The sequence below is a fragment of the Pseudarthrobacter oxydans genome (genome assembly GCF_013314975.1).
Taxonomy (GTDB): domain Bacteria; phylum Actinomycetota; class Actinomycetes; order Actinomycetales; family Micrococcaceae; genus Arthrobacter; species Arthrobacter oxydans.
In genome coordinates this window covers 38907-57294 of the sequence record NZ_JABTYH010000009.1, presented here as the reverse complement: position 1 = coordinate 57294, position 18388 = coordinate 38907, and the positions used below count along the sequence as shown (strand labels likewise).

Sequence of the window (18388 nt, the reverse complement as noted above, 5' to 3'; positions counted from 1 at the left end):
GGCTGGAGCGTCGTAGGCGCCTCAAGCCAGGGAGTGGGGAGGGGCTGGATGCCGCCGCCGCGAGGAGGGCACGGCGGCATCCAGCCCAGTGGCTGCGACCACAAACGCAGCCACTGTTTGGGGGCCAGGGCCTACTTGAAGAGGGCGTTGACCTGTTCGTTGGCCTGGGTCAGCGAGCTGGCGGGTGCCTTGCCGGAGACGACGGCGTCCATGGCCGGCTCCATGATGCCCTTGACCTTGGCGGTGTTGTCCGTGATGGGGTACAGGAAGGTGGTCTTGTTCTTGACGTGCTCGGTAAACGCGGTGACGTCAACACCCTTGGCCTGGAAGGCCTCGGCGGCCTTCTCCGAGGACGCCTTGAGGGCGGGGAACACCACGGCCTTGGAGGCTACGACGTCCTGGCAGTCGGCCGAAGCGAGGTATTCAACCCACTTGATGGCCGCGTCCTTCTTTTCGGTTCCGGCCCAAATGGAATCCGCCAGGCCGTTGAACATGGAGGCACGCTCGCCCTCGGGGCCCACCGGTGTGGGGGCGATGCCCACCTCGATGCCCTTGTAGCCGGTGTACTGGCCGATCATCCAGGAGCCGTGGGCGTTGATGGCGGACTTGCCGGCAGCGAAGGTGTCAGCCATGCTCGCGCCAACGGTGGTCTCGAGCTTGGGCATGTAGCCCTTGTCCGCCAGCCCGGCGAACCACTCCATGCTTTCCTGGAACTTGGGATCGTCGTAGTTGTACTTGGTGCCCCACGGGTTCTTGTCCGTGTGGGACCAGCCGGTGGTGTTGGTGAGGTAGCTCCATTCGGTCTGGCCGGAGGAGTCGCCGCCACCGTTCAGGCCCAGGCCGTAGACGTCCACGTTGTTCTTGTCGAAGCCGGGCTCGTCGCCGCGCTTGCCGTTCTTGTCCACGGTCAGGTGGGCGATGACCTTCTCGTAGCTGCCTCCGTCCTCAGGGTTCCAGGTGAGGTCCTTCATCTGGTCCTCCGGGATGCCGGCGCTGCTGAGCATCGCCTTGTTGTAGAACAGGCCGATGGTGTCCCAGTCCTTGGGCAGTCCGTAGCGCTTGCCGTCCTGGCCCACCCACAGGTCCGCGAGGCCCTCGTTGTAGGCGGAGAGATCGATGTTGTCCTTTTCGACGGCCTCGTCGATGGCCAGGAGCTGCTTGTTTTCGGCCAGTTCGCCGTAGCGTCCCAGGTGGTTGGTGAAGACGTCCGGTGCGGTGCCGCCAACAAAACCATTGGTGAGGGTGCTCCAGTAGTCGTCCCAGCCGCGCTGGGTGATCTTGACCGTGATGTCCGGGTTGGCTGCCTGGAAGTCGTCAGCGCACTGCTGGTAGGCGGGCAGCTGGTTGGCGTCCCACAGCCAGTAGCTGATCTCGCCGGTGGCGCTTTCTTCGGAGGAGGAGGAGGATCCGCTGCAGGCAGAGAGCGAGAGTGCCATAGCTGCGGCGACGGCAACGGCGCCGAGGGATTTCTTCATGGTTCTACTTTCCGTTCGGGGTGGAGTTCGCTGGGATGCGATGGGTGGGGTGTGCTTATTTGATGCCGGAGAAGCCAATGGAGTTGACGATCTTCTTGCCGAAGGCGGCGAAGAGGATCAGCACCGGGAGGGCCGAAATGAGGGTTGCGGCCATCAGCCCGGACCAGTCCGGTGCCCCCTGCGGGGACTGGGACTTGAAGACGCCGAGGCCCACCTGCAGGACGCGGACATCGTCTTGCGACGCCACCAGCAGGGGCCAGAAGTACTCGTTCCACTGGCCGATGAAGGTGAGGAGCGCCAGCGTGGCGATGGGGGCTGCGGCGTTGGGGAGCACGATCTGGAAGAAGATCCTCAGGTGCTTGGCGCCGTCGAGCATGGCCGCCTCCTCCACTTCGCGGGACATGTTCAGGAAGAACTGCCGGAGGAAGAAGATGGCGAAGGGGGTCATGAACACGTACGGCAGGACCAGGCCGAGCATGGTGTTGAGCAGGTCCAGGTTCTTGATGAGCAGGAAGTTCGGCAGGGCGGTGAAGATCGGCGGGACCAGCATGGTGCCGAGGAACAGGCTGAAGACGGCGTTGCGGCCCTTCCAGCGCAGCCGGGAGAACGCGTAGGCGGCCATGGCGCTGAAAAAGACGGCGCCGGCGGTGGTGATCGAGGAGAAGATGATCGAGTTGCGCAGGTAGAGCCAGAAGTCGATGGCGGCACCGGATCCGCCTTCGGCGACGGCCTCCGCCGGGGACTGCAGCCCGAAGACCCGTTTGAAGGCGCCCAGGGTGAATTCCGCCGGCAGCAGGCTGGTGGCATTCGAGGCCAGCGCGTTGTTGGTGGACAGTGCCGTGCGCAGGACCCACAGGAAGGGAAGGACGGAGACTGCGATGGCCAGGATGAGGAGTGCCCAGGCGCCGGCGCGACGGGCGTTGAAAGGACGACGGCGGCGGGTTGCGGCCGGCAGCGGTGCGCGGCTTGCGGTGGTGCTCATGCGGAACTCCTTAGTCCAGGTCCGACTCGTTGCCCTTGAGGAACTTCATCTGGATGAAGGCCACCAGGGCGAGGATGAGGAAGAGAATGACGGCGATGGCGGATCCGTAGCCGAAGTCCGACTCGGTGAAGGCCCGCTGGTAGATGTAGTACTGGATGACGCGGGTGGCGTTGACCGGGCCGCCCGCAGTGGTCACGGCCACGGTGTCGAAGACCTGGAACGAGCCGATGACGGTCACCACGAGGACCAGGACAAGGACCGGACGCAGCAGGGGAATGGTGATTGTCCGGAAGGTCTGGAATGCTGACGCGCCGTCCAGTTTGGCCACTTCGTAGACGTGGCTGGGGATGGCCTGGAGTCCGGCGAAGATCAGCAGGGCCGTGTAGCCCATGTGGCGCCAGGTGTTGATCAGCGCCTGGGTGGGAATGGCCCACGCCTCGCTGCCGAAGAAGGCGACGCGGGGCAGCCCGCTCCATTCGATGAACTGGTTCACCACGCCGATCTGGTAGTCCAGCATCCAGAACCACAGCAGTGCGGCGATGACGTTGGACATCAGGTACGGCAGGAGCAGGGTGCCCCGGATGATGGTGGACTTAGCCACGTTGTGCATCAGGAGGGCAAGGCCAAGGGCCAGGGCTGTCTGGAGGAGGATGTTGAGGAACACGTACTGCCCGGTGACGGCCAGCGAGTTCCAGAACAGCGGGTCCGCGGCGATGGCCACGTAGTTGTCCATGCCGACCCATTCCGGGTCGCCGAGGATGTTGTATTCGGTGAAGCTGAGGTAGATGCCCCGGACGGTGGGCAGGACGTAGAAAACAACGAATCCGATCATCGCCGGTGCGATGAACAGCAGGGCGATCTTGAGGTCCCCGAGGCGGCGGTGGCTTCCCTGCGGCTTCGGGGAGGCCGAAGCCGCAGAGGCGGACCTGGAGTGTTTGGCAAGGGTGGTCATCTTCGACCCTTTCCTGACTGTGATGGAGGTAACAACTGCGATGTAATCTACACGAGTAGATTTAGAAGGGCAAGAGGTTACATTCATCCCGTAATCCGGACGGTTTATCCAATCGCTGGCCTGTTGACTCGAGTAGATACGGGTGGAACACTGGAGTTCCTGGAGGACAGCGCTTGCCCGGCGACCCCCAACCAGCCCCCCCACGGAAGGCAAACAATGACGTTTTCACTCGGCGTAGTAGGAGCAGGCCAGTTCGGCAGCCAGTTCGCCCACCTGTTCAATCTCCACCCCGGCGTCAGCGCTGTGTATGTGGCCGACGAGCTTCCGGAACGGGCGGCAGAGGCCGTGGCCCGGTACGGCCTGGCGGGCGTGAAGGACAGCTTCGACGCGCTCCTGGCCTCCGACGTGGACGCCGTGGCCATCTTCACGCAGCGCTGGACGCATGGTCCCCTGGTGGAGCAGGCCCTGCGTGCCGGCAAGCACGTCTACTCGGCCGTCCCCATGGCGGTCTCGGAAGAAGAGATCGCAGCAATCATCCAGGCCGTCCGTGATACCGGACTGGTGTACATGATGGGTGAGACCAGCTACTACAACCCGGCCACGGTTTATGCCCGCAAGCAGCTCGCTGACGGGAAGTTCGGCCGCATCTTCTACGCCGAAGGCGACTACGTCCATGACATGGACCTGGGCTTCTACGAGGCCTACCAGTACAGCGGAGGGGAGCGGTGGAAGGAAACCGCCAGCTACCCGCCCATGCTGTACCCCACCCATGCCGTGGGCGGTGTGCTGGGTGCCGTCCCCGCCCATGCTGTGAGCGTCAGCTGCGTGGGCGTCAGGGATGACCGCAACGACGGCGTCTTTGACAAGGATGTCAGCATGTTCGGGAACGACTTCTCCAACGCCACCGCCCTCTTCGAGCTGAACGACGGCGGCGTGATGCGCACCAACGAGATGCGCCGGGTGGGCTACCCTTCACATATCCGCGAGTCCAGGTTCCGGTTCTTCGGAACGGAGGCCAGCTTTGAACAGCTCGCCAAGGTGTCTGTCTGGCAGGACAAGCAGAACGTCCACGACGTCTCCGAGCAGATGGAAACCCGGCCCAGCATCCCCCTCGACGACCCGTCCCTTGCGAACGTTGCGCCAGAGCTGAGGGACGCCTTTGTCTCCGGCCTGGCTCCGGTCCATGATCCCGGGAGGCTGCCGGAGGAGTTCCTGGGCGCGCCCAACGGGCACGAAGGCAGCCATCATTTCCTGGTGGACGACTTCGTGACGGCGGTCAACAACGGCACCCTGCCTCCGGTGAACGCCTGGCTTGCTGCCCGCTTTACGCTCCCGGGAATCGTGGCACACCAGTCGGCCCTGCAAAACGGGGAGCGGCTTCCCATCCGTGACTTTGGCGATGCACCGGGTACCGGTACATAACATGGACAGCATGACTACTCCGGCAGTGCAGGCTTCGCGGGGCCCGGTGACGCGCAAGGACGTGGCGAGATACGCCGGCGTCAGCACCGCCGTCGTCAGTTACGTTGTCAACGGCGGGCCCAAGAAGGTGGCGCCCGCCACCGAAGCCAAGGTGCAGGATGCCATCCGCGTCCTGGGCTACCGCCCCAATGCTGCGGCGCGGGCACTCAAGCTGGGCTCCAGCGAGACGCTGGGGCTCGTGGTCCCGGATATCTCCAACCCGTTCTTCGCCCTGTTCTCCCACGCCGTTGAGGATGCCGCCGCCGCCCTGGGATACGCGCTGGTGCTGGGCAACTCTGACGGAAACCTTGCCAAGGAACGGCGCAACATCCGCAACCTCGCCGCCAGGCAGGTGGATGGCGTGCTCCTGGCCAGTGTCCTTTTCGAACCCGACCTGGAAGTCCTGGAAACGGCTGAGATCCCCTCGGTCCTGCTCAACCAGGAACGGGACGCCCCCGGTTTCAACAGCATCGGCGTGGACCTCGCGGCCGGAGCCCGGATCGCCGTGGAACACCTGATCGGGCACGGCCACACCAACATCGGCCTCGCCATGGGCACCAACGTCTCCGGCGCCACTGACGGCCGTGAAGTCGGCTGGCGGGAGGCCCTGCAGGAGGCAGGCCTGCCCGAGGGGCCGATCGTGTACAGCGCCTTCACCCGTCCCGGCGGCTACACCGCCGGGCAGCGCCTCCTGGCGTCCGTCAACCGGCCCACGGCCATCTTTGCCACCTCGGACATGCAGGCCATCGGGCTGCTCCGCGCGGTCCATGAAGCCGGGCTGTCCGTCCCCGGCCAGATGGCCGTGGCGTCCTTTGACGGTTCTGCCGAGTCTGAATACTCCTGGCCTCCGCTGACCACGGTGGAGCAGCCCGTGGCCGCGATGGCGGAGGCAGCGGTGGCCGCACTGGTGGGGGCCAGCCGCGGCGAGAAGCCCCGGCACCGGATCTTCCCCACCACCCTGCACGTCCGACAGTCCTGCGGCTGCCCCTAGGAGGGGCTCCTACACGGCCGCGAGCCGCAGCCTGCCCACCTGTTCCTGGAGGACGCGCTGCGCTTCGGCCCCCAGCCCGGAATCGCTGATGACCTCGTCCACCTCGTCCAGCGACGCAATGGAACTGATGCCCAGCAGCCCCCACTTCGTATGGTCGGCGAGGACCACAGTCTTGCGCGCCGCGGCCACAAAGGCCCGGTCCGTTTCCGCTTCGAGCAGGTTGGGAGTGGTGAAGCCGGCGTCGGCATCCATCCCGTGGACGCCCAGGAACAGCATGTCCAGGTGCAGCTGCTTCAGGGCTCCGGTGGCGATGGGGCCCACCAGGGCGTCAGAGGGCGTGCGCTCGCCGCCAATGAGGATCACCGTGGAGGCGTACCGGGCAGAACCGGCCGACGCCGCGTGGTGGAACAGGTCTGCGATGCGGACCGAGTTGGTGACCACCGTGATCTGCGGGCCGTTCACCAGCTCCTTGCCCAGCGCCCAGGTGGTGGTTCCGGCGCTGAGACCCACGGCCATGCCCTCCTGCACCAGCGAGGCCGCCTCCACCGCGATGGCGCGTTTCTCCGCCGTCAGCTGCGTCGACTTGAGGTCGAATCCGGGCTCATGGGTGCTCGTGTCGCCAGGGATTTTCGCGCCGCCGTGGATGCGCTCCAGGCGGCCGCCCTCCTCCAGCACCTCGATGTCACGGCGGACCGTCATCAGGGACACACCCAGCTGCTGGGCCAGGTCGGACACCCGGACAACCCGCTCCCGCTGGAGAGCGTCCAAAATGGCCTGGTGGCGGGCGACGGCGAGCATCAGGGCGATCCTTCAGGGCAGGGGGCGGGTCTGCTCCCAGCATACGACGACGGCGGCGCCCGGCTGTGAGCCAGGCGCCGCCGTCGTAAAGTCCCCTTCCGCCTTATTTCCGGAGGGACGCTGCGATCTGCTGCATGATGGTCGGGTCCGAGAGGGTGGTGGCGTCTCCCGGGTCCCGGCCTTCCGCGACGTCCTTGAGCAGGCGCCGCATGATCTTCCCGGAGCGGGTCTTAGGCAGTTCCGGGACCACCAGGATGGCCTTCGGCTTGGCAATGGGCCCGATCTCCTTGCCCACGTGGTTCCGGAGTTCCTGGACGATGGCGTCCCCGGAATCCACGGCGTCCCCGCGGAGGATGACGAACGCGACGACGGCCTGGCCGGTGGTCTCGTCAGCTGCACCCACGACGGCGGCCTCGGCCACGGCGGGGTGGGACACCAGCGCCGACTCGATTTCGGTGGTGGAGAGCCGGTGCCCGGAGACGTTCATGACGTCATCCACCCGGCCCAGGAGCCAGATGTCCCCGTCCTCGTCCTTCTTGGCGCCGTCCCCGGCGAAATACATGGTCTCGAACCGGGACCAGTAGGTGTCCTTAAAGCGTTCGGGATCGCCCCAGATGCCGCGGAGCATGGCCGGCCATGGCTCCCGGATCACCAGGAAGCCGCCGTGGCCGTTGGGCACGGATTCGCCCATTTCGTCCACCACGTCCACCGCAATGCCGGGCAGCGGGACCTGGGCGGAGCCGGGCTTGGTGGCGGTAACCCCGGGGAGCGGGGCGATCATCTGGGCGCCGGTCTCGGTCTGCCACCAGGTGTCCACGATGGGGGTCTTGTCCCCGCCGATGACCTTCCGGTACCACATCCAGGCCTCTGGGTTGATGGATTCGCCCACCGAGCCAAGGACCCGGAGGGAGGACAGATCGTACTTGTCCGGGATCTCCCTGCCCCACTTCATGAACGTCCGGATCGCGGTGGGGGCGGTGTAGAGGATGGAAACCTTGTACTTCTCGATGATCTCCCACCAGCGGCCCTGGTGCGGGGAGTCCGGGGTGCCCTCGTACATCACCTGGGTGGCGCCGTTGATGAGCGGCGCGTAGGCGACGTAGGAATGGCCGGTGACCCAGCCGACGTCGGCCGTGCACCAGTACACGTCCGTTTCCGGATGCAGGTCGAACACCGCCCTGTGCGTGTAGGCGGTCTGGGTGAGGTACCCGCCGGTGGTGTGCAGGATGCCCTTGGGCTTTCCGGTGGTGCCGGAGGTGTAGAGGATGAACAGCGGGTGCTCGGAATCGTGGCCCACGGCGGTGTGCTCGGTGGATGCCTGCCCGACGGTGTCGTCCCACCAGTGGTCCCGGCCCTCGTGCCAGTCAACGTGCTGGCCGTTGCGCTTAACCACCACGACGTTCTGGACTGTGTGGCCGCTGCCGTCGCCCACGTGGGAGAGTGCGTCGTCCACGGCGGTTTTCAGGGCGCTGGGCTTGCCGCGGCGGTAGGTGCCGTCGGCGGTGACTACGAGCTTGGCCTCGGCGTCATCGATCCTGGACCGCAGGGCTTCGGCGGAGAACCCGCCGAACACCACGGAGTGCACCGCACCGATCCGGGCGCAGGCCAGCAGGGTGATGACGGCCTCGGGGATCATCGGCAGGTAGACGGCCACCCGGTCACCCTTGGCCACGCCGAGGGACTCGAAAGCGTTCGCGGCCTTCTTCACTTCCTCGGTGAGCTGGGCATAGGTGTAGGTGCGGGTGTCCCCGGGCTCGCCCTCGAAGTGGATGGCCACCCGGTCGCCGAGGCCATTCTCCACGTGACGGTCCAACGCGTTGTACGCGGCGTTGACCTCTCCGCCGACGAACCATTTGGCAAAGGGAGGGTTGGACCAGTCAAGCGCCTGGTCAAAGTCCTTGTTCCAGGTCAGCAGCTCACGCGCCTTCTTCGCCCAGAACGCGGGACGGTCTGCATTGGCGTCCTCATACTCCGCGGCGGTGACGACAGCGTCAGCAGCGAACTCGGGGGAGGGCGCAAACCTGCGGGTCTCATGAAGCAGGTTTTCAAAGGCATCGCCCTGCCCGGCTCCCTGGGCTGACCCCGGCTGCCCTGTGCTTGCGGAAGCGTCTACGACGGCGCTTGTAGTGTCCTGGGACATGTGAACCTCATCATTCATCGATCTTTGCTGGGCGGGATGTCCGCCGCCGGCCGGGCTCCGCCGCCTGCACGACGTCGGGCACCGGCTGGTCACGGACATTCCGCAAAGAGCTGTTCCGGAATCAAGACTAATGCTTTGGCTGGCGGCGATGTGTGCGGTGTCACACCGCAGCCCGTGAACGGCATTTATTAAGCGGTGAATGGTTTTCCGGGGCAGCTTCCCGCCACCCCCGCGGTGCGTGGTCAGCTAGTGATCGGCCTGGCCCTTGACTAGGCTGGGATGGAATTGTGACTTCACTGCGGACCGTTCTGGCCAGGCACCACAAGGGCCTGGCCACGAAGGAACCGCCGTCAAGACGGCACGATGTCGGGACCACACAGGTCCCGGTGCCGCCACGCTAAGGAGAGCAGAATGAACCAGCAAAGCTTCGGCCAGAAGACCGGCCCCGAGACGGCAGGGTCCGGCCACGGTGCCGGAACCGCTGAAGGGCCAGGCTCCCAGGCCGCCGCGGGCAAGGCCCCCGCCGCAGGTAAGGCCTCCAACGAGGCAGTGCTGGGTCCTTTCACCATCCGGGACATGACTGTCTTCGGCGGCACGCTGATCCTTTTTGTCGCCTCCCTGCTGCCGATCTTCGGCGCCCGGTACAACCTGTGGAACCTCAACAACCTGTTCTTCCTGGGGCTGGGCATCGTCCTGCCCCTGATCGTCAGCGCGCTCTTTGCGGCCCGCAGGCTGTCCCCGGCCACGAAGATCCGGATCGGCTCCCTGTCCATCGACCAGTTCGCCTCAGTGGTTGCGTCCTTTGCCGTGGCCTTCTTCTTTGTCTCCGTGGCCGGCGCCTACGTACCCAGCCTCCTGGTGGGCCTGATCGGCTCCCTGGTCCTCTTCGCGGCAACAGTGCTGGGCCGTTTCCTGCCGTATCTCTCCAGTGACTTCCAGGACCGGGCCGAAGTGCCCGCCCACGTGGTGGCCCGTGAGGCCGCTGTTCCCACCCGGAAACCCCGCGCCCCCAAGAAGCCGAAGGAAGAAGCCGCCCCGGGGTCGAAAGACTCCAGGCCCGGCTCGAAGATCCTTTCCGGCGGGGGGCTGTTTGGCGGCGCAGGCGCAGGATCCTCGGCGGTGAAGCCCGGATCAGCTGAACAGCCGGCACCAGCGGGGCACCAGGGCCCGGCGGCGCAGCAGGCGTCTCCGCGTCCCGGCGGACAGGCCGCGGCGTCCCACGCCCCTGCCACGGCAGCCGTCCCCACCGCTGCTGCGCCCGTCTCCACCGCTCCCGAGGTATCCGATTGGACTCCCGCCGGCGACCCGGGCCCCGCAACCCAGGCGGCCGACGTCGTACGCCCCTCCTCAACGCCCGCCGCAGAGGAAACCCGGCTGGGGGATGTACCGGCAGCTGCCGGCGCCGGCTCAGCCGCTGCCGCAGAGCATCACGAAGCCTCAGCAAACCACGACGGCGGCACGCACCCGGCCACGCCGTCCGGCCACGGCAGCTCCTCCTCCGCGCAGGGTGCGCGGAGCGGCTGGGAGCCCACGCCTGCCACCGCAGTGCACCAGCAGGTCCGTACCGAGGAGCCGATCGGCGCCACGGTGGACCCCTCCACCCGTCCGGATGAATCGGAAGAACAGCCCATTCACGAGGCATTCTGGTTTGCGGTTGCGCAGCACCGCACCGCCTATGACCCGCGCACGGGCGCTCCGGCGTTCGTTATCGAACCCGGCGGCTGGGTCCTGGCGCTTGAGGACCGCGGCCACGAATTCCTGGTCCAGCACACTGACGGCCGGCTGGGTGTCCTGCGGGACCTCAGCAACATCGAGCGCGGCTGACGTCCATGGGGGAGGGCAGGGCACCCGGGGCCGGCGGAGCCAAGGCATCCGCCGGCCAGGCAGCCGGCATGCCGGTGGTGTCCTCCGAGTCCGTGCTGGCACTGAAAAGGCGGGCACGGCGGATCAACAGGGCGCTGGCGGAGAAATACCCTTACGCCCACGCGGAGCTTGATTTCCGCAACCCGTTCGAACTGCTCGTGGCCACGGTCCTTTCCGCCCAGACCACGGACGTCACGGTCAACCAGGTCACCAGGGTGTTGTTCGACCGCTACCCGGACGCGCGGTCCCTGGCCGAGGCGGATCCCGCGGACCTTGAGGTGATCCTGAAACCCACCGGGTTCTTCCGGGCCAAGTCCAGGAACGTCATTGCCCTGTGCACCCGCCTGGTGGACGACTACAACGGGGTGGTCCCGGGCCGGCTGGAGGACCTGGTCACGCTGCCCGGCGTGGGACGCAAAACGGCCAACGTGGTGCTCGGCAACGGCTTCGGCATTCCCGGCATCTCCGTGGACACCCACTTCGCCCGGCTGGCCAACCGCTTCGGCTGGACGCAGTCTGATGACCCCGTCCGGATCGAGCAGGACGTGGCCGAACTGTTCGACCGCAAGGACTGGACCATGCTGTCCCACCGGGTGATCTTCCACGGGAGGCGGGTGTGCCACGCGCGGAAGCCCGCGTGCGGGGCCTGCCCCGTGGCCACCTGGTGCCCCAGTTTCGGGCTGGGCGAAACAGACCCCGCGAAGGCAGCCAAGCTCCTGAAGTACGAGCTCGCGCCCGGCAGCGAGGCGCTGCTGGATCAGTTGCTGGCCGAGACCCACAGGGCCGCCGAGATCCGGATGGCCTCCCAGCAGAGGACACCGTGAGCGCGCGCGAGGACCTGCTGCAACTGGCACGCCGGGCTGAGTCCGGAGACGCTGCCGCGCCGGATGCCCTCTGGGCGGCCCTGACGGTGGATGCCGAACAGGCCAGGAGGGCGGCGGTGCTGATGCTTTTTGGCGCCCTCGATGACGTTCCGGCTGTCTCGGGCAAGCCTCTGGCACCGGCCGATCTAGACGTCCTCCTGCTGGAGCGCGCCCACACCCTGGGTTCGCACCCGGGGCAGGTGGCGTTCCCGGGCGGCGCCATTGACGCCCGGGAAACGCCGGTTCAGGCAGCTTTGCGCGAGGCCGAAGAGGAAACCGGCCTCGACTCAGGCGGTGTGGAGGTCCTTGGCACCCTGCAGGAGCTGGGGCTCGCCCACAGCAACTTCCTGGTGACGCCGGTGCTGGGCTGGTGGCGCTCCCCGTCACCTGTCCGTGTGGTGGACTACGCCGAATCGGCGCAGGTGTTCCGGGTACCGGTCCGTGACCTGCTGGACCCGGACAACCGCGTGATGGCAACCGTCCACCGTGCCGGGCGCAGCTTCGACAGCCCGGCCTTCACGGTGAACGGTGTGGTGGTGTGGGGTTTTACCGGAATTGTCCTGAACGGGTTGTTTGAACAGCTGGGCTGGGCCGTTCCGTGGGACCGGAGCCGGCTCCACCGGATGGGCGCCTAGCCCTCAGGCCTGCTGCTGGCGGAGATCAACCACAATACCCGTGGCCGCGTTCTCCCGGACCGCATTGACGCCCTCAAGCACTGTGTTGAGGGACTTGAACTTGGGTGAGACGGCAACCGTGTTGCCCTCTGCGTCGGTGAGCCGCAGCCGGTAGGACTCCTCGCCTACTCGATGAATTTCAAACCTGCCCGCCATATGCCGGACCTCCCCTGGAATGCGTCGTTGCATCAGCTTTTGACCGATCTGCCTCAGTCGCCACGTCGACCATAGCCCGCGCCACAAGCCTCTGGCGAGCTACTCCCGGGTAGGTTACTTTGGGGGTCGTGAGCTCCCCGCGGCGCAGGGGCCCGCGGACCTATTTGGCGTTGTCGTAGGAATCAACAACGGCCACACTGACGGGAAACTCCACCGGGATGGGCCCGAACAGCAGTTCCTTGGCAGCGCTGGCCGCCTCTTCAATGGCGGTGATGCAGGCGTCCACCGCGTCCGCCGGCGCATGAACCATCACCTCGTCATGCAGGAAGAAGACGAGTTCGGCGCTGACGTGGCCGTCGGTCCGGAGGGTGCGCAGCCGCCGTCGTAATTCCGCCAGCCAGCACGCCGCCCAGTCCGCAGCCGAACCCTGCACAACAAAATTGCGGGTGAAGCGTCCACGCGAACGGGCGATTGATTCTGCCCGGCGCTGTTCCTCGGCAGAAGCGGACCGCTGGCTCTGGAACCACCGCTCCGACGGCGGCGGGCTGCTCCGTCCCAGTCGGGTGGTAACTGTCCCGCCGGCCTCGCCGGTGCGGGCCGCCTGCTCAACAAAGTCCACTGCCCGGGGAAAAGTTCTTGCGAGCTGCGGCATGAGGCGGCCGGCCTCGCCGGAAGTGGCGCCGTACATGGCCCCCAGTAATGCCATCTTCGCTTTTGCCCGGTCCCCGCCGAATCCTTTGGCGGCGATGCCCGCGTAGAGGTCCTGGTTCCGGGCGGCTTCCGCCATGGAAGGGTCACGGGCGAGGGCCACCAGGACGCGCGGTTCCAGCTGGGAGGCATCCGCGACGATGAGCTTATAGCCCGGATCGGCATGGACTGCGCCGCGGATCTGGCGCGGAATTTGAAGGGCGCCGCCGCCGCGCGACGCCCAGCGGCCGGACACCACGCCACCCACCACGTACTCGGGCCGGAACCGTCCACCGTCCACCCAGGCGTCCAGCCAGGCCCAGCCGTTCGCTGCATGCAGGCGGGAAAGCTGTTTGTAGGCGAGCAACGGCTCGATGGCGGGGTGGGTGGATTCCCTCAGCTCCCACTTCCTGGTGCTTTTCACCTCTATCCCGTTGCGGTGCAGGGCCCGCATGAGGTCCTGCGGGGAGTCGGGATTCAGCGTGGGCGCGTTCAGGAGTCCGCGCAGCTCCTGGTTCAGCGCCTCAAGCCTGGCCGGGCGCTGGCCCAGGGGAGGCCGGGGGCCGAGGTGGTCGGCGAGGATCTGCCCGTGGAGGTCTTCGCGCCAGGGGACGCCGGCGTGCTGCATCTCGGCGGCGATCATGGCCCCTGCGGACTCGGCCGCCAGCAGCAGCTGAAGCCGGTTCCGCCGGTTATCCTCCGGGCTGACCGCGGCCAGCGCCACCTGCTGGGCAGCGTATTCAGCACGAAGCTCTTCAGGGCTGCGGTGCGTTTCCGGCCGGATCCCGGGAGCATCGAACAGGGCGCCCTGGTCTGCCGGGGGAGGCGGCGGCTGCAGCGACCGGGGAGGCTGGAGAGGATCCTCAACCACCATGCGTTCCGTGTTCCTGGCGTAGTCCGTGTGCTCGGTAAAGCGGGAGAACGCCAGGATGTTGCCGCAAAGGCTGAGGTCGTAGCACCGCTCCAGTTCGACGCCGGACGCCAGCAGGGCCGGGTACCAGTCCTGGGTGCGGTGCCAGATCCAGCGGGGCGGCTGCCCGCCTGGCCGGAGACTTTCGAAGTGACGTACGACGGCGGGAAGATCGCCGGTGCTGACCAGCCGGGGTTCGGGCGTGGCGTGCACTGGCTGTCCGGCCTGCGTGAGTTCCTGCAGGGCCGCGCCGTGGGGGTGGGCGGCGAGCAGCAGGTACATGGTCTTATTCTGCCTTGCCTTGCTGGACCTGGTTTTCCACATACGTGGCTGGAGTCCTTACCCGCTGTGGTCCCGGGGCGGAGAGTGGCTGTATGAGCAGGCACCAGCTGATCCCGTCCCGTCCTGATCCCTCGCACCCTGACCCGTCCCACCTTGATCCTTCGCACGCCGGAGCCGCCGGCGGCCCGGAAGGGGCAGGTCCGCCGGGACGCTTACGGCCCCATGTCCTTGGGCCGGCGGGCACTGCGGGAGGCGACGGGGACGCGTGGCTGCCGGCCGGCGGTGAGGACATCCTGCTGGTGACGTCCTCCCCTGTCCTTCGTGCCGAGGTGGAGCGGATCGTGGCCGCTGCCGGGGCGCAGCTGCGCGTTGCCGCCAACCCGGCAGAGGGAGGCCGGCATTGGGACGGGGCGGCAGCCGTGCTGGTGGGAAGCGACATCCGGGAGCTGCCCCCGCGCCGGCGGGCGCCCGCTGTCCTGGTGGGACTTGACGGCGAAGGTGACAGCCTGTGGCATCTTGCGGCTGTCCTCGGTGCAGAACGGGTGGCTGTCCTGCCCGACGCCGCAGCATGGCTCGCCGACCATCTCAGCCGGTCCCGTTCACCCGGGCCAGGCGGGGTGATCCTTGGCGTGACCGGCGGTTGCGGCGGTGCCGGGGCCACCACGGCTGCGATCTGGATCGCCCAGGCGGCGGCCGGACTCGGAGCCCGTGTGCTGCTGGTGGATGGCGATCCCTGGGGCGGCGGGCTGGAACTGGCCCTGGCCGCCGAAGAGAATCCCGGCCTGCGCTGGCCCGACCTTTCCGAGGCCAGGGGCAGCATCGATCCCATCCAGCTTGCGGACTCGCTGCCTGTTGCAGGCGGGTTCTCATTCCTGTCGTGGCCTGCCACCCGGGAGCAGCCGGTACCCGTTGCCGCTGCCGCCACCGCAGGCATCCTTGATGCTGCCCGCCGCGGGTATGAGCTGGTGGTGGTGGACATTGGCCGGGGAGCCGACCCCATCCATACGTTCGCCTGGGACTGCGACCGCATCGCCATGGTGGTCCCGGCGCAGCTGAAGGCTGCTGTGGCGGCCGTGCGGCTGCTCCAGGAGTTTCCGCCGGTTGAGGCTGCCCTCCTGGTCCGTGGCAAGCCCGGCGCAGCGCTGGACGGCCCCCTGATCGCCGAGGCCATCGGACTTCCGGTCCAGGGGCGGGTGCCTGAGCTGCGCGGAGTCGCTGGGGCCATGGAATCGGGCCGCCTCCTTGAGCTGGGCAAGCGGCGGGCGGTCCGGCACTTCGCGGCTTCCGTGCTGGACCTCCTCGGGGACGGGCTGGCCGCCGGAGAACGTGAATGAGGCACCAGGCGGCGGCTGGGGCAACGGACCCTGAGGCAGGTATCCGGCGGCGGGCGCGGATCCTGGACGCGGGCCGGGACAATCCCCGCCAGGACAGTCCCCTCCTGGTCAGTCCCCGCCAGGAGGGCAGGCGCCCGGATGAACCCGGCCCCGGCGAATGGCGCCGGCGTGAACGCCGCACGGGTGAGCGGCAGGCTGTTGACCTGGGACTCCTGGAATCCGTGCGGGATTCCATGATGTCGGACGCGGCAGCCGTTACGCCGTCGCGCGTGGCTGCGGCGGTGCAGGCCACAGGGAAGCTCTTGGGCACTGCGGGTTCGCTCGCCGCCGTGGAGCGCATCAGCGCCGAGCTGAACGGCCTGGGGCCCCTGCAGTCCCTCACCCGGGACCCGGCCGTAACGGACATCTTTGTGAATGCTCCCGGGTCCGTGTGGGTGGACAGGGGCCGCGGCATCGAGCGGGTGCCCGTGGCCTTCGACAACGAGGCCCAGCTCCGGGCGTTGGCCTGCCGGCTCGTGGCGGCAGGCGGCAGGCGGCTTGATGACGGCTCACCCTGCGTGGACGTGCGGCTGGCCGGCGGCTACCGAGTCCATGCCGTGCTGCCGCCCGTCTCAACGGCCGGGACGCTGCTCAGCATCCGGATCCGGCGCGAACGTGTTTTCACGATGGATGAGCTGCGGGACAGCGGCATGTTCAGCTCCGGACTGCAGCACGTCCTGGAACGGGTGGTGGAGCGCAGGCTGAGCTTCCTCATCAGCGGGGCCACCGGGTCCGGCAAGACCACCCTGCTCTCCACGCTGCTCGGCCTGTGCAGTCCGGCAGAACGGTTGGTCCTCATCGAGGATGCCTCGGAACTGAATCCCGTCCATCCGCATGTGGTGTCCCTGGAGTCACGCCACGGAAACCTCGAAGGCGGTGGAGAAGTGGACCTTGGCGATCTCGTCCGGCAGGCGCTCCGCATGCGCCCGGACAGGCTGGTGGTGGGCGAATGCCGCGGAGCGGAAGTCCGGGAGCTTCTCACTGCCATGAACACCGGACACAGCGGCGGGGGCGGGACCATCCATGCGAACACTGCCGCTGCTGTTCCCGCCCGGCTCACTGCGCTCGGTGCGCTCGCCGGAATGAACGCTGACGGCGTGAGGCTCCAGGCAGCGAGCGCGCTGGACGTGGTCATCCACGTGGACAGGACGCGCCGCGGCCGGGCAGTGGCGGGCGTGGGCCTGATCGGGGAAGGCCCCGGCGGGCTCACCGTCCAGCCTGCCCTGGAAACTGTCGAGGGTAGCGTGGCCGCCGGCCCCGCCTGGACGGCGCTGGCGGCACGGTTGGGGCTTGACCCGGGACTGCCCGCATGATGCTCCTTCTTGTCGTTTCCCTGGGACTGGCTGCGGTGCTGTTTGCCAGGCCGCCGCTGGGTGCCCCCGCCAGGTTGCGCCGCACCGGCGTGTCCGGCCCGGCTGTGGGCCGCAAAGCCCCCTCGCGGGGCGGCTTTGCGCGGAAGCTGCGTGGTGCCGGGAGAGGAGCACAGCCAGCGGCGCCCATGACCCTGGTGGTACAGCAACTCGCCGCGCTGCTCAAAGGCGGCCGCACGCCGGCACGGCTCTGGGAGGAGATCTGGGACGTCTACGGTTCGTCCGGCTCCCATGCGTACGGCCTGTCCGCGGGATCCGGTGCCATGCTCGCCGCCGCGCGTGCTGCCGCCGGCCGCGGCCTTCCCGTTTCGGAAGCCATCCGTCGGGCGTCGCCGTCCGCCTTTCCCCGGCGGGACAAAGAGTCCCGCATCTGGTCCGAGCTCGCGGCATGCTTCGACATCGCGGAGGCAAGCGGCTGTCCGCTCGCGGACGTGCTGACCAGGTTCGCCGCGCAGCTTGAAGTGGAGGACGACGCCGACGCGGCCCGCCAGACGGCCCTGGCCGGACCAAAGGCCACCGTCAGCCTCCTTACCTGGCTGCCGCTGATGGGGCTGGGCCTGGGAATGGCCCTGGGCGTGGACCCGCTCGCCATCCTGCTGGGAACACCCTGGGGACTCGCAGCACTTGCAGCCGGAGCCGGCCTGACAGTGGCCGGGCGGTTGTGGTCGGCCAGGCTGGTGGCCGCGGCAGCAGGGGCTGGAGCGCCATGACCCCGCCTTCCGCCGCAGTGCTCGCGATCTTCCTTACCCTCGCCGCGGCGGCAGCCCTGGCCGGCAGCGGGCGGGGCAGGCCCCGCAAGTGGCTGCGCAGTTGGTCCGACGGCTCCACCTGCCGCGGCGCGAAGGCCTCCGCCGGCGACGGAGGGCATCTGTCCGGACCTGCGCCCGAAGGGCTCAGGGACACCGCCATGATGCTCGAACTTGTGGCCGCCATGCTGGACGCCGGGTCGGGCATCGGCCGTTCACTCGAACTGGTGGCAGCCTCGGCTTCTGGCAAGTACAGCGGAGCCCTGCGGCCGGTGGTGGCGGCACTGGCAATCGGGGCCGACTGGGAAACCGCATGGCGCAGCAGCGCGGTCCGGCTCCCCGAGGTCCTGGAACTACGCGACGCCCTGGGGTTCGCTGCCCTGACAGGTGCGCCGTCGTCAGCGATTCTCTACGCGCAGGCGGCACGGCTCCGCCGGGAGAGGTTCCGTGCCGCAGAGAAGCGCGCGGCATCACTGGGAGTGAAGCTGGTGGTTCCGCTGGGCCTTTGCTCCCTTCCGGCCTTTATCTGCCTGGGCGTGGTTCCTGTGCTCCTGGCCCTTGTGCCTTCCGGTTCCTAGGCGCCTGTGTCTTCTCCTCCACAGGCGGGAAACCGTTGGGCTTTTCCACTTACGAACCCCCACGGCTTACCGCTCCACGCCAGGCCC

The 18388-nt window shown here is 67.7% G+C and carries 16 protein-coding genes; 9 read left to right on the top strand and 7 right to left on the bottom strand.

Going from position 1 to position 18388, the window contains the following annotated elements; translation table 11 throughout:
• Positions 1-131: 131 nt before the first annotated feature.
• Genes HTS88_RS08110 through HTS88_RS08100 form a run of 3 tightly spaced genes read right to left on the bottom strand, consistent with a single transcriptional unit; the run spans position 132 to position 3409 of the window.
• The gene (locus HTS88_RS08110) at positions 132-1475 is read right to left on the bottom strand and encodes an ABC transporter substrate-binding protein (RefSeq protein WP_174177186.1); all 1344 of its coding nucleotides are present in this window, start codon (positions 1473-1475) and stop codon (positions 132-134) included.
• Positions 1476-1530: 55 nt separating this feature from the next.
• Complete coding sequence (locus tag HTS88_RS08105; RefSeq protein ID WP_174177184.1) at positions 1531-2457, bottom strand: carbohydrate ABC transporter permease; 927 nt, start codon at positions 2455-2457, stop codon at positions 1531-1533.
• Positions 2458-2467: 10 nt separating this feature from the next.
• Positions 2468-3409, bottom strand: a complete 942-nt coding sequence (locus HTS88_RS08100) for a carbohydrate ABC transporter permease (RefSeq protein WP_174177182.1) — start codon at positions 3407-3409, stop codon at positions 2468-2470.
• A gap of 216 nt (positions 3410-3625) precedes the next feature.
• On the opposite strand from HTS88_RS08100, the gene HTS88_RS08095 reads away from it, so the two are divergent.
• Positions 3626-4831 carry a Gfo/Idh/MocA family protein gene (locus tag HTS88_RS08095; protein ID WP_174177180.1) on the top strand — a complete coding sequence of 402 codons (1206 nt, stop codon included), beginning with the start codon at positions 3626-3628 and terminating at the stop codon, positions 4829-4831.
• Between the two features lie 10 nt (positions 4832-4841).
• On the top strand, positions 4842-5861 hold the full coding sequence (locus HTS88_RS08090; RefSeq protein ID WP_066278928.1) for a LacI family DNA-binding transcriptional regulator: 1020 nt from the start codon (positions 4842-4844) through the stop codon (positions 5859-5861).
• Positions 5862-5870: 9 nt separating this feature from the next.
• On the opposite strand, the gene HTS88_RS08085 is transcribed toward HTS88_RS08090, so the two are convergent.
• Both HTS88_RS08085 and acs read right to left on the bottom strand, forming a co-directional pair.
• On the bottom strand, positions 5871-6659 hold the full coding sequence (locus HTS88_RS08085; protein ID WP_174177178.1) for a DeoR/GlpR family DNA-binding transcription regulator: 789 nt from the start codon (positions 6657-6659) through the stop codon (positions 5871-5873).
• Positions 6660-6762: 103 nt separating this feature from the next.
• Complete coding sequence (gene acs / locus HTS88_RS08080; protein WP_174177176.1) at positions 6763-8799, bottom strand: acetate--CoA ligase; 2037 nt, start codon at positions 8797-8799, stop codon at positions 6763-6765.
• 411 nt (positions 8800-9210) lie between these two features.
• On the opposite strand from acs, the gene HTS88_RS08075 reads away from it, so the two are divergent.
• The 3 genes from HTS88_RS08075 to HTS88_RS08065 all read left to right on the top strand — a co-directional run bounded on the left by HTS88_RS08075 (position 9211) and on the right by HTS88_RS08065 (position 12160).
• On the top strand, positions 9211-10623 hold the full coding sequence (locus tag HTS88_RS08075; RefSeq protein WP_174177174.1) for an energy-coupling factor transporter transmembrane component T family protein: 1413 nt from the start codon (positions 9211-9213) through the stop codon (positions 10621-10623).
• A 68-nt stretch (positions 10624-10691) separates the two neighbouring features.
• Positions 10692-11486 (top strand): endonuclease III, encoded by a 795-nt coding sequence (gene nth, locus HTS88_RS08070; protein WP_174177344.1) that lies wholly within the window; start codon positions 10692-10694, stop codon positions 11484-11486.
• Positions 11483-12160, top strand: coding sequence for an NUDIX domain-containing protein (locus HTS88_RS08065; RefSeq protein ID WP_174177172.1), 678 nt, complete (start codon positions 11483-11485; stop codon positions 12158-12160). Before nth ends, HTS88_RS08065 begins: the two co-directional genes overlap by 4 nt.
• A gap of 3 nt (positions 12161-12163) precedes the next feature.
• On the opposite strand, the gene HTS88_RS08060 is transcribed toward HTS88_RS08065, so the two are convergent.
• Both HTS88_RS08060 and HTS88_RS08055 read right to left on the bottom strand, forming a co-directional pair.
• Entirely contained in the window at positions 12164-12355 is a 192-nt protein-coding gene (locus tag HTS88_RS08060; protein ID WP_174177170.1) for a YegP family protein, read from the bottom strand.
• A gap of 160 nt (positions 12356-12515) precedes the next feature.
• The gene (locus HTS88_RS08055) at positions 12516-14234 is read right to left on the bottom strand and encodes a bifunctional 3'-5' exonuclease/DNA polymerase (protein WP_174177168.1); all 1719 of its coding nucleotides are present in this window, start codon (positions 14232-14234) and stop codon (positions 12516-12518) included.
• Positions 14235-14503: 269 nt separating this feature from the next.
• On the opposite strand from HTS88_RS08055, the gene ssd reads away from it, so the two are divergent.
• From ssd to HTS88_RS08035, 4 genes are read left to right on the top strand one after another with little or no spacing between them, the layout of a single operon-like run.
• Positions 14504-15568, top strand: a complete 1065-nt coding sequence (ssd, locus tag HTS88_RS08050) for a septum site-determining protein Ssd (RefSeq protein ID WP_343044906.1) — start codon at positions 14504-14506, stop codon at positions 15566-15568.
• Positions 15565-16920 carry a TadA family conjugal transfer-associated ATPase gene (locus tag HTS88_RS08045; RefSeq protein WP_174177166.1) on the top strand — a complete coding sequence of 452 codons (1356 nt, stop codon included), beginning with the start codon at positions 15565-15567 and terminating at the stop codon, positions 16918-16920. Before ssd ends, HTS88_RS08045 begins: the two co-directional genes overlap by 4 nt.
• On the top strand, positions 16917-17687 hold the full coding sequence (locus HTS88_RS08040; protein WP_174177164.1) for a hypothetical protein: 771 nt from the start codon (positions 16917-16919) through the stop codon (positions 17685-17687). The genes HTS88_RS08045 and HTS88_RS08040 overlap by 4 nt, the downstream gene beginning before the upstream one ends.
• Positions 17684-18301, top strand: a complete 618-nt coding sequence (locus HTS88_RS08035) for a type II secretion system F family protein (protein WP_174177162.1) — start codon at positions 17684-17686, stop codon at positions 18299-18301. The genes HTS88_RS08040 and HTS88_RS08035 overlap by 4 nt, the downstream gene beginning before the upstream one ends.
• Positions 18302-18388 lie beyond the last annotated feature (87 nt).

What these genes read in the sequence shown, in the direction of transcription:
- HTS88_RS08110 (WP_174177186.1), bottom strand. Translation starts at nt 1,475, where the DNA reads ATGAAGAAATCCCTCGGCGCCGTTGCCGTCGCCGCAGCTATGGCACTC.
- HTS88_RS08105 (WP_174177184.1), bottom strand. Translation starts at nt 2,457, where the DNA reads ATGAGCACCACCGCAAGCCGCGCACCGCTGCCGGCCGCAACCCGCCGC.
- HTS88_RS08100 (WP_174177182.1), bottom strand. Translation starts at nt 3,409, where the DNA reads ATGACCACCCTTGCCAAACACTCCAGGTCCGCCTCTGCGGCTTCGGCC.
- HTS88_RS08095 (WP_174177180.1), top strand. Translation starts at nt 3,626, where the DNA reads ATGACGTTTTCACTCGGCGTAGTAGGAGCAGGCCAGTTCGGCAGCCAG.
- HTS88_RS08090 (WP_066278928.1), top strand. Translation starts at nt 4,842, where the DNA reads ATGACTACTCCGGCAGTGCAGGCTTCGCGGGGCCCGGTGACGCGCAAG.
- HTS88_RS08085 (WP_174177178.1), bottom strand. Translation starts at nt 6,659, where the DNA reads ATGCTCGCCGTCGCCCGCCACCAGGCCATTTTGGACGCTCTCCAGCGG.
- acs (WP_174177176.1), bottom strand. Translation starts at nt 8,799, where the DNA reads ATGTCCCAGGACACTACAAGCGCCGTCGTAGACGCTTCCGCAAGCACA.
- HTS88_RS08075 (WP_174177174.1), top strand. Translation starts at nt 9,211, where the DNA reads ATGAACCAGCAAAGCTTCGGCCAGAAGACCGGCCCCGAGACGGCAGGG.
- nth (WP_174177344.1), top strand. Translation starts at nt 10,692, where the DNA reads ATGCCGGTGGTGTCCTCCGAGTCCGTGCTGGCACTGAAAAGGCGGGCA.
- HTS88_RS08060 (WP_174177170.1), bottom strand. Translation starts at nt 12,355, where the DNA reads ATGGCGGGCAGGTTTGAAATTCATCGAGTAGGCGAGGAGTCCTACCGG.
- HTS88_RS08055 (WP_174177168.1), bottom strand. Translation starts at nt 14,234, where the DNA reads ATGTACCTGCTGCTCGCCGCCCACCCCCACGGCGCGGCCCTGCAGGAA.
- HTS88_RS08045 (WP_174177166.1), top strand. Translation starts at nt 15,565, where the DNA reads ATGAGGCACCAGGCGGCGGCTGGGGCAACGGACCCTGAGGCAGGTATC.
- HTS88_RS08040 (WP_174177164.1), top strand. Translation starts at nt 16,917, where the DNA reads ATGATGCTCCTTCTTGTCGTTTCCCTGGGACTGGCTGCGGTGCTGTTT.
- HTS88_RS08035 (WP_174177162.1), top strand. Translation starts at nt 17,684, where the DNA reads ATGACCCCGCCTTCCGCCGCAGTGCTCGCGATCTTCCTTACCCTCGCC.